The organism is Flavobacterium lacus (assembly GCF_003268815.1).
In the GTDB taxonomy this organism is placed as follows: domain Bacteria; phylum Bacteroidota; class Bacteroidia; order Flavobacteriales; family Flavobacteriaceae; genus Flavobacterium; species Flavobacterium lacus.
In genome coordinates this window covers 308,204-323,553 of record NZ_QLSV01000002.1, presented here as the reverse complement: position 1 = coordinate 323,553, position 15,350 = coordinate 308,204, and the positions used below count along the sequence as shown (strand labels likewise).

Annotated in this window: 4 protein-coding genes; 3 read left to right on the top strand and 1 reads right to left on the bottom strand. The window is 39.4% G+C overall.

The window, feature by feature from the left end:
- Positions 1-123 precede the first annotated feature (123 nt).
- The 3 genes from B0I10_RS03025 (at position 124) to B0I10_RS03015 (ending at position 13,958) form a co-directional block, all read left to right on the top strand.
- The gene (locus B0I10_RS03025; protein WP_181456877.1) at positions 124-3,999 is read left to right on the top strand and encodes a choice-of-anchor D domain-containing protein; all 3,876 of its coding nucleotides are present in this window, start codon (positions 124-126) and stop codon (positions 3,997-3,999) included.
- 172 nt (positions 4,000-4,171) lie between these two features.
- Complete coding sequence (locus B0I10_RS03020; RefSeq protein WP_112085016.1) at positions 4,172-8,818, top strand: reprolysin-like metallopeptidase; 4,647 nt, start codon at positions 4,172-4,174, stop codon at positions 8,816-8,818.
- A 166-nt stretch (positions 8,819-8,984) separates the two neighbouring features.
- On the top strand, positions 8,985-13,958 hold the full coding sequence (locus B0I10_RS03015; protein WP_112085015.1) for a choice-of-anchor D domain-containing protein: 4,974 nt from the start codon (positions 8,985-8,987) through the stop codon (positions 13,956-13,958).
- A gap of 210 nt (positions 13,959-14,168) precedes the next feature.
- Here the strand turns inward: B0I10_RS03015 and B0I10_RS03010 are convergent, their stop codons facing one another.
- Positions 14,169-15,323 carry a helix-turn-helix domain-containing protein gene (locus B0I10_RS03010; RefSeq protein WP_112085014.1) on the bottom strand — a complete coding sequence of 385 codons (1,155 nt, stop codon included), beginning with the start codon at positions 15,321-15,323 and terminating at the stop codon, positions 14,169-14,171.
- Between the last annotated feature and the right edge of the window lie 27 nt (positions 15,324-15,350).

The following is a 15,350-nucleotide window of genomic DNA, read 5'->3' as shown; positions in this document are numbered from 1 at the left end:
TTTTTTGTTAATAATTTAGTAACGCAAAGGTATTGAAATTCTGCAATTTAGCTGTAAATTTGTACCCGCTTAAAAGCCATGGCTAAGGCAATTAAAATTACAAAAAAATATCATTTCCATAAAATGAAAACAAGACTACTTTTATTGGTGCTTTTTATGAGTGCTTTTTCGTGGGGGCAATCAATTTTTACCAATCCGATTACCGGAACGAATCCTGATACAGCTAATCCTTACACAACCGGTCAAGTTGTAGCACCTAATTTAACTGTATCCGGAATTGGAAGAGGTGCAGGAGTAGCAGGAAATAACGCAAATGACCGATACAACGCAAACAGCTGGAATACTGCAGCTATCGATTTAACTGCCTATTTTGAATTTATCTTAACACCAGCTCCCGGATATCAGATAGACTTTGTTAGTTTTGTTTATACAGGGCAAGCCTCAGGAACCGGACCTACAAGTGTTGCTTTTCGTTCGAGTGTAGATGGCTATACTTCAAATATTGGAACGTCAACTGTAGCAGGTACAACAATTTCGCTCACAGCAGCGGCTTATCAAGGAATTACATCTGAGATAAGATTTAGAATTTATGGATGGGGTGCTAGTGCTGCTGCTGGAACTTTTAGTATAAATGATTTCACTTTTAATGGATTTGTCTATTCAACAACTCCTTCTGCACCGGTAATTACTAGTGATTTAAATGCTTCGGGTTTTGTAGGAGTGCCATTTTCATACACTATAACAGCTATAAACAGCCCAACCTCATACAACGCAACAGGATTACCTCCTGGTTTTAGCATCAATACTACAACCGGCGTAATCTCTGGAACACCGGGAGTAACCGGTACATTTTTTATTACCATTACTGCAACGAACGGAAGCGGCTTTGATGAACAAACCTTAATTTTAACCGTCACCAATCCCGGTCCGGAGATCAATATTCGAGGGGCAACGGGTGGAACAAATAATATTGTCAGCGGAAATATAATTCCCAATGCTTTTAACAATACGTTATTTGCCAGTATTGCGGTGGGAGCCAATCAAGACAAAGATTACCGTATACAAAATTTAGGAATTTCAAATCTTACCTTAACGGGTGTGCCAATTGTTCAAATCTCAGGAACGCATGCTGCCGATTTTACGGTTATTACACCACCGTCAACTTCCATCATTTCGGGAGCTAATAGTGTGTTTGTGATTCGTTTTTCGCCATTAGGGGGTGGAGTTAGAAATGCAACCGTTTCGATAATTAATAATGATTCAGATGAAAATCCGTATACATTTGCTATTCAAGGCGGTGGTTTAGCACCGGATATCAATATAGTTGGTAACGGAAACCAAGTTTTATCAGGCAGTACGATTCCTGATTTGAATAACCATACCAATTTTGGAAATGTAAATGAAGCTGGCACAATAAGTAAACTTCGCAACTTTTTTATCATCAATTTAGGGGGCGATATTTTAGATGTTACCGGTGTTACAATAACGGGTACACATGCTACTGACTTTACAGTAGCAGCTTCACCGTCTGCAACAGTGGGATTAAACAATAGTACAACCTTAGGAATTTCTTTTGACCCTTCTGCGTTAGGTTTACGGGAAGCATTGGTAACCATTACGAACAATGTACCCGGTAAAAGTCCGTATACCTTTGCCATTTCAGGGGTTGGAATTAATTTTGATGAGTGTCTAATTGGAGGTTCATCAGCGATAAGGACGCAGCAATTTACAAGCACCGGTGCTACAGCATGGGGATATAGTACTGCAACCGCACTAGGAGCTAATCCTCCAGTTCTAACAAACGGAAGTGCATTTGGTAGTAGTAGAACGGTTGCTTCGGATAAATTTATTACAACGAATAGTTTACAAGTAACGGGTCCTTACCCTAGTACATTTGACCCTAAAGCAAAAGTCATCGTGACATTTGATACAGTTGACACTTCTGCTTATCAAGATGTCTTGCTTGAGATGTTTATAGGTGCCTATTCTACTAATGGCTCGCAAGGTTTAGATGTTTCCGACTGGCTTACTGTTTTTGTAAGTGGAGATGATGGAGTAACGTGGTCTAGAGAAGCTATTGTAAAAGGGAATAGTAACTCTATTTGGAGTGTTGCTGCGGGTGGTACGTTGTTTACAAACCCATTTAAAGGATTAGATATACCGTATGAAGTGCAACCCACTGCCAACTCTGTTGGGAACGGAACAAGAAGACTGCAATTAACTAATTTACCTCAAGTGACACAACTGCGGGTAAAAATCGAGTTTGATGTTGATCGTAGTGATGAGGTTTGGGTTATTGACAATGTGCAATTGAGAGGAAGATTACCTGTTCCAAAAACATGGACAGGTGTTTGGAGTGGCGATGGCAATCCACCTACTTCTGTGGAAAGAGCCATATTCGCAGCTAATTATAACACTAGTTTAAATGGAAATGTTACTGCTTGTGAATGTCTTGTGAATACAAATAGAACCGTAACAATCACCGATGGAAATTACATTCAATCCGCCGGAAGAATTATCAATAATGGAACTTTAACCATACAAAACAATGGTAGTTTAGTGCAATTGGATGATTATGCAGTAAATACCGGAAACGCAACGGTACGAAGAACCGCCAATATCCGTCGTTTGGATTATGTATATTGGTCGTCGCCGGTGGCTTCTTTTCCGGTGTTGAGTATTTCGCCTGCTACTCCGGCAGCGGTGGTATTTAAATGGTTGCCAACTATTTCCGGCAACTTTGGCAATTGGACCAACGCCAACGAAAACATGGTGAGAGGAAAAGGATATATCGTGCGTGGGCCATCTACGTATACGACTACTATTCAGCCCTTTAATACAGCGTTTACAGGAGTGCCTAATAATGGTATTTTTACGCCAACAATCGAACGAGGGAATTATACGGGAGGAGGTTATCCAAGTCCAACAAACCCGGCGATAACGGTTACTGCCAATGATGATAATTTTAATTTACTTGGAAACCCATATCCGTCGGCCATTCGAGCCTTGGATTTTTTAACAGAAAACACAAATATTGAAGGTTCTGTTCGAATTTGGACACACGGGTTGTTACCGGATGTTGCGTTTAACGATCCGTTTTATAATAATTTCGGATACAATTACAGTCCGAATGATTATATCGTACACAACGGAACAGGAACGGTAAGTGGTCCGGGAGGATACAATGGTTTTATCGCTTCGGGACAAGGCTTTTTTGTGTTGATGAATGATGGACCGGCAGCAACAGAAACGGTGACCTTTAAAAATTCCATGCGAAATGTGACGCATGCCAATAATCAGTTTTACAGACAGTCAACTCAACCGCAAGGAGAAGAAGATTTTAAAATTTGGTTAGATTTTATTCCGCAAAATGGAAATGCGGTACGAACGTTGGTGGGTTATGTAGATGGAGCAACGAATGAAAAAGACAGGTTGTTTGACGCCTCTACCAAAGTAGATGGTTCCTCTAAAATGTATTCTTTGATTGATGATAAACCGTTTATCATTCAAGGAAGAGCGTTGCCTTTTGATGAAAATGATACTGTACCAATGGGATACAATACAACAACGGCCGGCACATTTACCATCGCCATCGCGGATGTGATTGGCATGGGGTATAAAAGGGTATTTTTGGAGGATAAACTAGTCAATACAGTCCATGATTTAACTGCCAGTCCGTATATTTTTGATTCTACTGTTGGTGTATTTGATACTCGTTTTGTACTTCGATACAACAATGGGCTATTATCAAATCCTGTTTTTACCGAAGTGGCATCGAGCGTAATTGCATTTGCGTCTAACGGACAGCTTACTGTAAAATCTTCGCACGAAAGGATTAATAAAGTAACGGTGTACGATGTCTTGGGGAGAACCTTGTTTTCTCAAAATATACAAAACTCAAACGAGTTTGTTTCAAACACAACCCTCTCAAAACAAACTGTAATTGTCCAAATTGAATTAGAAAATGGGCAAGTTGTTTCTAAAAAACTGATTTTATAAAATAATTTCTAAATAAATTAAGAAATCCCTTCCATTTTATGGTTGGGATTTTTTATTTGGTAGTGTATTTCGTCGATTTTTTAACAAATAAGTGCTATTTTTTTTAAAATGCAATAATAAAATGGATTTTTTTTGTCATTTTTGAAAGACTAATTTCCAAAATACCATTAAAATGCCCACAACGAAACAAATTCTACTCTTTTTAGTAGTGGTTGTTTTTTCATTTGAAATGACTGCCCAACGCCAAAACCCCTGGCAAAAAAGTTCAACAGCTGTTTTAGAAAGTCAAATAAAAGTAAAAAGAACAAGTTTAGTAACTGAATTTGAGGTTTTTTCTTTAGATATGGCAACTTTCAGAAATCAACTTAGTAATGCTCCTAAAAGAGGGAGTTTAATAGGAGTTTCTAACCATGAGGTTACTTTCCCTGATGTTGATGGAACCACTAAACGCTACAGAATTTACGAAGCTCCTGTCATGCACCCCGAGTTGCAGGCACAGTTTCCTGACATCAAATCTTATGTTGGGGTTTGTCTGGATAATAGATCTTCGGTCATCCGTTTTAGCATGACGATTTTTGGTTTACATGCGATGATTCTTTCTCCAAAAGGGACAGTTTACATAGACCCCTATACTGCTGATTTAAATAATTATATGGTGTACAAGAAGAAAAACGCAATTTCGGGTTCTTCTTTTGAATGTTTGACTTCCGATATAGAAATTCCGGACGATACTCCAGTTCATTTCTCTCCCAGAAACGCTTATGATATTGAATCAAACACCGGAATTTTTAGAACGTATCGACTTGGTCTAGCTTGTACTGTAGAGTATGCTCAATTCCATATTAACTTGGCGGGAGTTGCCGGAGGTACGGTTGCAGAAAGAGATGCTGCTGTTTTATCAGCCATGAATGTAACCATGACTCGTGTAAATGGATTATTTGAAAGAGACATGTCCCTGACAATGGTTATTGTTCCGAACAATACTAACGTGATTTTTTTCCTACCTGAGAAACCTGACACCTTAACAAATAGTGACGGAGGTGCTTTAATCAATGAAATTCAGCCTATTATTAATGCAGGAATTGGCACCGCCAATTATGATATTGGACATGTTTTTAGTACCGGTGGTGGTGGTATTGCTCAGTTAAACTCGCCCTGCGGAACAGGAAAAGCCAGAGGTGTTACCGGTCAAAATAATCCAATTGGAGATCCTTTTGATGTTGATTATGTGGCTCACGAAATGGGACATCAATACGGTGCTACACATACACAAAATAATAATTGTAATCGAACAGGGTCAACGGCTGTTGAACCGGGAAGTGCTTCCACGATATTAGGTTATGCAGGGATTTGTAGCCCGAACGTGCAGAACAATTCTGATGATCATTTTCACGCGGTGAGTAGTGCCCAAATGGACAGTTTTGTTGCCGGCTCCGGAAATTGTTCGGTTAACATTTCAAATAACAATAGTGCACCGGTTATCCAACCTATTCCTAATTACACGGTTCCAAGAAGTACACCGTTAATTTTACCGGGAAATGCAACTGACGCCGATGGTGATGCGTTAACTTATTGTTGGGAACAAATTGATAATCAGGTGTCAACTCAACCTCCGGTGGCTACCGCTACTGGTGGACCTAATTTTCGTTCATTAAGTCCACAAACAAGCCCAGACCGTTATCTGCCTAATTTAGCTACCGTTTTGACGGGAGTAACAGCCAATACTTGGGAAGTAATTCCAAGCGTGAACAGAACGATGAATTTTGCGTTAACAGTAAGAGACAATGAGTTAATAAATGGAGGCCAAACCGCAAGAGCGAACATGACGGTTACAACCAATGCGGCTGCAGGCCCCTTTGTGGTTAACTCACCTAACACCAATGTTTCATGGTTAGCCGGTAGTAACCAAACAATAACTTGGGATGTGGCCGGAACAACGGCTAATGGAATTAATACGGCATTGGTAGACATTTATCTCTCAACAAATGGCGGAACAAGTTTTCCGGTTTTAGTGGCATCTAATGTTCCGAATGATGGTTCTGAAACGATTACAATTCCAAATAATGTTGGAACTCAAAACAGAATTATGGTTCGTGGAGATAATCATATTTTTTATGATGTTTCCAATACCAATTTTACTATAGCAACTAGCACACCTACATTTGCTTTAGCCTTTAATGGTCAAGAAGATGGTCAAAACAAAGGGGTTTGTCAAGGTCAATCCGTTAATTTTGACATGAATTATTCAACAATTGGTGGCTTTTCCGGGAATACAACTTTTTCTGTGAGCGGCAATCCTATTGGTACTACAGTTGTTTTTTCACCCTCAACTATATCTTCAAGCGGGATAGTTCAAATGACATTAAGTGATACAGACATTGTAGCTCCCGGGATTTATCAAATGACTGTGACCGGTACTTCCGGGTCTATTACCAAAGCAGTCAATTTATATGTTGAAGTTTTAAATTCAACTTTTCAAGGGATTTCATCTATTGCTCCATTGGATTTAGCGACAGGCGTTTCCAATAATTCAGTGGTCATCGAATGGTCGGCTGATCCAAGTGCAACCAACTATGATTTCGAATTGGCCAGTGATGTAGATTTTACTACGGTGTTAGTAAGTCAAAACGTGACGACAAATCAATACACTGCCACCAATTTAGATGAAAACACCAATTATTTTTGGAGAGTTTTACCGAAAAATAGCGGTTGTCAAGGGGAATTGAGTGCAGTGTTCAGATTTACTACCGGAAGCGGAATTAGTTGCGATCCAATAGTCAATTCTACCAATGTTCCTTTAACAATATCGGCTTCAGGAACACCAACAATCAATTCAACTTTAACGATTCCAACGAATCAAAATCAAAGTATTGATAAAATAACGGTTACCTTAAATATTACCCATACTTGGGTTAGTGATTTAACAGTTACCTTGATTAGTCCAACAGGTACTCAAGTTCAATTGTTTTCCGGACAATGTGGTAGTGCAGATAATGCGATAGCTACATTTAATGATGATGGTATTACATTAACTTGTCAAGGAACAACACCCGCCATAACAGGAACGTTGATTCCTGCCCAAGCCCTTTCAGCACTAATAGGAGAAAATACTCAAGGGACATGGACATTAAGAGTTTTTGATGCATTTAATCAAGACGGCGGTTCTTTAAACAGTTGGGGTATCACTATTTGTACCATCGAAGATACTCCATTGAGTTGTGGTGATATTACTTCAGTGTGGAATGGAACAACATGGAGCAATGGTTATCCGGTTAATAATGTAGCCGCTGTGATTAATGATGATTTAGTAATTTCCAGCAATCTTGAATGTTGTTCGGTTACGATAAATAATACGGCTCAAGTAGTGGTGGAATCCGGAAATAATTTAATTGTGGAAAATGAAGTATCAGTTGCCGGTACGGCATCACTAGCCATTGAAAATAATGCGAATTTGATTCAGATAACTAACGCTTCAAATAGCGGTATCCTAACTCAGTTTAGAAATACCAGTCCGTTGATGCGTTTAGATTATGTGATGTGGTCTTCGCCGGTTACCGGTGCTCAAAGTTTAAAAGATTTTTCACCGTTAACAATGAATAATCGTTTTTACAATTACATCACCACCACTAATATTTATTCTAGTGTTTCCAATCCATTAAATTTAACATGGACAAAAGGGGTAGGCTATTTAATTCGTATGCCGGATAACCATCCTACTACGCCAACCAATTGGACCGGTGAATTTGAAGGCCAACCAAACAATGGCGAAATCGATATTGACTTAACTTACATTAGCGGAACTCAAAAATATAATGCCATCGGCAATCCGTATCCGTCAACCATAAGTGCAGCAACTTTTCTTCAGTCGAATGCCGCCTCTATTGAGGGAACTATTTATTTTTGGAGAAAGACAAATAATGCTGCAGGTACTGCTTATGCCACTTATACACTGGGTGGGGCTACTACCACATCGCCAACGAGTCCGGTGCCAAACGGAACCGTTCAAGTAGGTCAAGGATTTATAGTGGCTGCTCAAAATGTTGCTAATCCAACCGCATTATTCAGCAATGCTATGCGGGTTGATAACAACAGTAATCAATCGTTCCGTTCCAATTTTGGGCTACCATTTGTCACGCAAAGTGAAATGGAACGGCACAGAATATGGTTGAATCTTACTAATTCAAACGGCTTTTTCAGCCAAATGATGGTGGGATATATGAGCAATGCAACTAATGAAGTAGATCAATTGATTGACGGGAAATATATTGGTGATAGTCAAATTGCTTTATCTTCTTTAGTAAACAATGAAGAGTATGTTATCCAAGGGAAAGCCTTGCCTTTTGAAGTTTCAGATGTGATACCGCTGGTATTCAGAACCAATATATCCGGAAATTTCACGATTTCACTATCCGGTGTTGATGGTTTGTTTGAGGGAGAACAATTGATTTATTTACGCGACAATCTAACCGGAACGGTGCATAATCTAAAATTAAACGACTATTCTTTTTTTACCGAAATTGGTGTTTTTGCTAGTCGTTTTGAACTACTTTATGAAAATGTCACGTTAGGAATTGAAAATCCGGAGTTATCGAATTTGGTCATGGTAGCTACCGGAAACCAACAAATTGAATTACAATCATTCGCTGAAATCATTCAAAAAATTCAAGTGTTTGATGTGTTGGGAAGAACTTTGTACCAAAATGATGCTGTCCAGCGTCAATCGTTTGTTATTCCGGGATTACGTCAGGAAAACCAAGCTCTTTTCTTAAACATTGAGTTGAATAATGGTAAAATGTTGACCAAGAAGATCATTTTTTAAACAATCAACCTATTCTATAGTAAAAGCCGGAAATTATCCGGCTTTTTTAATGCAGTTCATCGATGTTCTTTACCGATTACCGAACTTAACGAATTGATAACCTGTTATTAATTTGTTTCGAAGTAATCTACTTAAATTTGTATTGTCAAAAATTAAAACTATTTATATGATGAAAACAATTTTACAAGATTCTTCCAAGAGAGTATTTCTGTTGGTCATGTTTTTTGCTCTGTCTTTTATAGGCAATGCTCAAACAACTTTGGTTGCTTGGGAAGTTAATGGGCTGACGGCTTATGGGCCTTCTCCATTTAATCCTACCACTGTACTAGCAAATGTTACATCTGTAACGGGCTTGTCAAGAGGTGCTGGAATAACCACAACTCCATCCGCTGCTGGTAATGCGTGGGGTGGAAATGGTATGACTGAAACTTCATTTGCTAATGCAGTTTCTGGGAATGATTTTGTGTTCTTTAGATTTAAAGCCGCAACAGGTTATAAAATGTCTTTAAATTCAATTCCAGCCTATAACATTAGAAGATCTGGTACCGGTTCGACAACTGGTCAATGGCAATATCAAATTGATAGCGGTTCTTGGATAAATATTGGAAGTCCAATCACGTGGGGAGGCACAACTACCTCTGCTGGTAATACACAACCTGTTATCAATTTAAGTTCTATATCAGCTTTACAAAATGTAGGTTCAGATTCAGAAGTTGGATTAAGAATTGTTGTTTGGGGTGGATCTGCTGCTGGAGGAACTTGGTATATTAATAATATTACCGGAAACGATCTAGCAGTAACAGGTACAGTTGAATTAGCGGCTACTCCTGGTACGCCTATTTTAACTCTTTCTGAAGAGGTGTTGTCTTTCGGTAATGTGAACGTAGGAGATAATTCTTCAAGCCAATCTTTCAATGTAGAGGGTAGTGATTTAACCGCTAATGTTGGGGTATCAGCCACTTCTGATTTTCAAGTGAGTTTAAATCCCACTACTGGTTTTTCAAGTGGATTAACTCTTAACCAAGCCAGTGGAAGCTTAATTGGCCAGCCTGTAACACTATATGTTCGTTTTTCGCCAACCTCTTCAGGATTGAATAACGGGACGGTTACTTTAACATCAACTGATGCAGATAATAAAATAGTCACTGTTTCCGGAACAGGTGTAATACCAACACCGGAATTAACAGTTTCAACAAATACGTTACCTGATTTTGGTGATGTAACAGTTGGTGAAGAATCGCCAAGTCAATCATTTACGGTTTCAGGGTCTTTGTTAACGGCAAATACATTAATAGTAGCACCCGGTGATTTTGTGGTGAGTACAAATGATGTAACGTTTTCTTCTTTCTTAAACTTAGGTCAAACCGGCGGGAACATCAATGGGCAACCGGTTACCATTTATGTTCGTTTTCAACCTTCTTTTACCGGTGCAACCGGTGGAGATATTGAAATTTCATCAACCGGAGCCACTTCACAAATTGTTTCTGTAAGCGGAACTGGAGTAGACCCTATTATTGGTGCTCCAATTGCCATTGATGCAACCGATATTCAAACCAATTCTTTTATTGCCAATTGGGAAGAAGTGAGCGGAGCAGCATCGTATCGATTAGACGTTTCAACAAGTGCAAGTTTTTCAAGCCTTGTTGCAGGTTCAACTACAGTAGAAACCTTTACGGCTATAGGTGGTGGTTCTTCAACTTCTTATTTTACCCGTTCTTGGACGGGTGTTGACGGTGTAAATTGGACAGCTTTTAAATCAAGAACAGATCAAGTAGTTAATGCAGGAGATGAGGCTATAACATTACGAAATGAAGCAGATTCGTATATTATTTCTGATGAAATTGAAAATGGTTTAACTGCATTAAGTTTTGATGTGAAACAAAATTTCACTGGAACCGGCGGTCAATTAACTGTTCGTGTTTTTCATGGCCCTGGACTTGCGACAGAGACAAATTTAGGAACATTTCCTTATTCTGCAACAGCATCTACCTTTACTAGTGGTGCATTGAATATTACCGGAAGTTTTATCATTAGAATTGATAATAATACTTCAGCACGTCCGGCCATTGATAATTTAAGCTTTACCAGAAATTTAACTGAGGTGCCTTCGTTTGTTTCAGGTTATGAAGATTTGACAGTAAACGGATTGTCTCAAACCGTAAGTGGATTATTAGGAAACACTGAATATCATTATAGAGTAAGAGCATTTGACGGCACAACCTCTGAAAATTCAAACGTAATTGCTGTTACAACTTTACCTGAAACGGATCCAATTATCACACCTTCTGTTACTTCTTTACCTGATTTTGGTGAAGTAATTGTTGGTACGGATTCAACTTCGCAAAGTTTTACTGTAACGGCTGAAAATTTAGATGAAGTGGTATTAGTAACGGGATCAGCTGATTTTTCGGTAAGTTTAGATGATGTTACTTTTTCGTCAACAGTAGACTTAACACAAACAGCAGGAGTATTAAACGGTGAGCCGGTCACGGTTTATGTTCGTTTTTCACCAACTTCGGTAGGTTTAAATAATGGTACAATTACCTTAACCTCAGCTGGTGCTGACAATCAAACGGTAACTGTTTTAGGAACCGGATATATTCCAACACCTGAATTAACAACTTCGGTTAATTCATTACCTGATTTTGGTAATGTGACGATTGGAGAAGAATCGGCAAGTCAGTCATTCACCGTTTCCGGTTCTTTTTTAACATCGAATACGTTGATCGTAGCACCTGAAGATTTTGTATTAAGTACTAACGATACTAACTTTTCTTCCTTCTTAAATTTAGGACAAACCGGCGGAAGTCTTACTGGTCAACCGGTAACCGTTTATGTGCGTTTTCAACCTTCTTTTGCAGGGACTACCGGTGGTGATGTTGAAATTTCATCAACGGGTGCTACTACACAGGTTGTTGCGGTAAGCGGTACAGGGGTGAATCCAATTATTGAAGCACCGGTTGCAATTGCAGCTACTTCAATTGCAGCTGATTCTTTTACTGCAAATTGGAATGCAGTAGAAGGTGCAACAAGCTATCAAATAGATGTTTACTCAATTGAAGCAGGAAGTCCGGCTGCCGATTTATTCATTTCAGAATATGGTGAAGGAGCACCAGGAAATAGAAAATTTGTTGAGATCTTTAACGGAACAGGTGCCGACGTAAATTTATCTCAATATGAGTTAATTAGAGCCACAAACGGTGCAGGATGGCCAACAACCGGAACAGCAATTTTAGCTTTATCCGGTACGTTAGCAAACGGTGAAACACTTGTGGTAGCTAATAATGCAACTGATGTAACAGGTGCCGATATCTACAACGCAGGTTTTGCAAGTTGGAACGGAGATGATGCCATCGGCTTATTTAAAAATGATGTATTGATTGATGTATTTGGAACTCCTGATGCCGATCCAGGAGCTGGTTGGAGTGTTGCCGGAACTAATAATGCTACAGTAGATAACATACTTGTAAGAAAATCATCAGTAAGTGAAGGAAATACAAACTGGTCTGTTTCAGCAGGAACTTCAACGGAAGATTCAGAGTGGATCATTTCAAGAGTTTGGAGTGCCGTTGACCCGAGTACACCTGCTACTTTAGGTTCTCATAGTTTCGATGGAAGCGGAAATACTATTGTATATGTTTCCGGTTATGAGAATTTAACGGTGAACGGAACTTCTCAATTAGTTTCAGGACTTACTGCTAACACGACCTATTATTATGTAGTTCGTGCTGTTGATGCTGTTTCAACCTCTGAAAACTCAAATGTAATTTCAGTATTAACACTAAATCCAACGCTTTGGTATGCTGATACGGATAACGATGGTTTTGGCGATGATAATGATACGCTTTTAGCTGTTGAGCAACCGTTAGGCTATGTAGCTGTTGGCGGCGACTGCGACGACACGAATAACACCATCTTCCCAGGAGCAACAGAAATCTGCTACGATGGTTTAGACAACGATTGTGATGGTATTGTCGATAACGGTTGTACGCCGATTGTTTCAGTGGTATTGCCTAATCAATGTGGTACGACATTGCCATTTGTAAACAGTTATGTGTATGCTGCTTTAGTGCCCGGAGCTCAAGGTTACCGCTTTAGAGTAACCAATACTGCTACGAATGATGTACAAACCATTGATCAATTGTTACGAGGTTTCCGTTTTACGCAATTGACTACTTATGCCTTTAACACAACCTATTCCGTAGAAGTTTCAGTGCGAATTAACAACGTATGGCAACCGTTCTACGGAACCCCCTGTACAGTTTCCACGCCGGATACTACTACACAAGTTCAGGCTTCACAGTGTAACACTACGTTGAGTAATTTGAATAACTCAATTATTGCTAACATTGTACCGTTTGCAACCGGCTACCGCTTTAGAATCACGAATACATTGAATCCAATTGACGTACAAACGATTGATCGTCCAATTAGAGATTTCAGAATGAGTTCGTTGTCGAACATCCAGTTCAACACGACGTATAATGTGGAAGTAGCGGTTAGAAATACCGATGGCACGTACTTGTCGTATGGTCCGGTTTGTAACATTACAACCCCATTATTCCCAACGATTGGCTTGCAAGATGCTCAGTGTGATGAATACCAAGTTATTTCAAACACTGAAACATTATTTGCTGAGTCTTATCCGGGTGTTGAACAATACCGTTTCTTGTTAGAAAACGTAAGTCAGCCTTACAGCCAGACTTTTGATAGACCATTGAGAACTGTGACGTTGAATAACTTCACCGGATTACTACCCGGAACAGCCTATACGGTACGCGTTGCTATACGCTTAAACGGCGTTTGGGGACCTTACGGTAAGTCTTGTAGTATTATTACTCCAGGAGCCGGAAGACCGGATGCAGTTTCAAGAATGGATGCAACCAATGTAAATGAGTTCAAAGCGATTGCTTATCCAAACCCATTTGCCACGAGTTTTGCTATTGATGTGAAAACTTCCAACACCGAACCAGTAAGCTTGGCCTTGTATGACATGACCGGACGATTATTGGAAGTAAAAGAAGTAAAAGCACAAGATGCAACCAACTATCAATTTGGAGACCGTTATCCATCGGGTGTTTACAACGTGACTGTAACCCAAGGTGAAGAAACGAAAACCGTGCGAGTGATTAAACAATAGATTTTTGTTTTTATCTATCCTACTAAAGCCGCTCCGAAAGGGGCGGTTTTTTTGTTTTTTATTTTCTTTTCGGACGTTTCGCTTGGGATTTACCGCAGATGCGTAGATTTTATTGCTATTGCAGATTGGTGTTTTGCTTGTGAAATTGATAATAGGGTTGGATGGAGAAAAGCCGCTGCATTTGTGGTGTACTGCAGAATGCCACAGTTACTAAAGTGTTTTAGAGTATTCTTGTGGGGTTCCGCCAGTGATTGATTTGAAACTAGTGTAGAATGGCTTGTAAGAGGAAAAGCCTACTTCCATGGCAAGCGATTCCATCGTGCTGGATTTTAAAAAACCAGTTTCCAGCAACTTGGTAGCATCATGAATGCGAACCATTTTTTTATAGTCGACAAAGGTAATGGTGCAGTGGTATTTAAAAACATATAGCAAATGCACCTTGGGAAGGTTTAGTTTTTGGGCAAAATCTTCCACCGTTATCGCGGGATTTCTAAAGGTATTGGTATGAAAAGAAAGGCTTTCTATTTGGTGGATGTAGCTGTTTAGATTGGTTGTCACGATACCACTAATCTTGAGGTCTTTTTGGTTGGTTATCTCTGGCCTTGTGTCTACTATCCAAATAGCATTTAAAACAACATCGGCTTTTTTGAGGGTCTCTATTTTTATTTTCATAAAATCATAGCCGTACAAGAGTTCGGGTGTTGCCAGCAGTTTAATGAAAAAAGCTAACCAAAAAAGTGCTGCAATGGTTATTTGATAACTATTTCCATTCCTGTTGTAATTGAAACCATTGGTAATGAACACCAAGACAATCATCCATCCAAGCAGTACGATGGCGGTATAAAGGTATACAGTCCAGTTCTTGATTGCTTTGGTTTGCTTTGCAAGGAAAGGTGCCCCTCTTTTTTTTGACCAAATGGTATTGCGCAACAATCGGTAGCTAAGAAAATTATAAGTTGCAACACACACGATTAATAAGGCCACATAGACCATTCGGATGGTTGGAGCATGCTCGTATCGTTGTTGGACATTCAATAGATGGAGTAGCACTACTACGAAAGGTACGATAAGGTGGATGGCATCTTTGACACGCCATTTTTTACTGTAAACCAAATCTCTGAAGTATAAATGCGTGCAAGCACCCAGCAAGATCACCATAAACACACTGATCCCAGTAAATATTTCGGTCGGGATTTCATTGAGGTAGACCGAAAAGCCACGAACGAGAAATCGAACGGAAAGGACGCTTAAAAGAATAATTAGATACTTGTTGATAAGCGGGTTGGCTTTGTGACGGAATACGGCAATGGCAGTGGTAATCAAACCCACAATGCCCGTCATTAAAGTCAATAAATTAATCAGCATGTTCTCTTGGGGTCAGGTAGTCAACTG

What these genes read in the sequence shown, in the direction of transcription:
- B0I10_RS03020 (WP_112085016.1), top strand. Translation starts at nt 4,172, where the DNA reads ATGCCCACAACGAAACAAATTCTACTCTTTTTAGTAGTGGTTGTTTTT.
- B0I10_RS03015 (WP_112085015.1), top strand. Translation starts at nt 8,985, where the DNA reads ATGATGAAAACAATTTTACAAGATTCTTCCAAGAGAGTATTTCTGTTG.
- B0I10_RS03010 (WP_112085014.1), bottom strand. Translation starts at nt 15,323, where the DNA reads ATGCTGATTAATTTATTGACTTTAATGACGGGCATTGTGGGTTTGATT.
- B0I10_RS03025 (WP_181456877.1), top strand. Translation starts at nt 124, where the DNA reads ATGAAAACAAGACTACTTTTATTGGTGCTTTTTATGAGTGCTTTTTCG.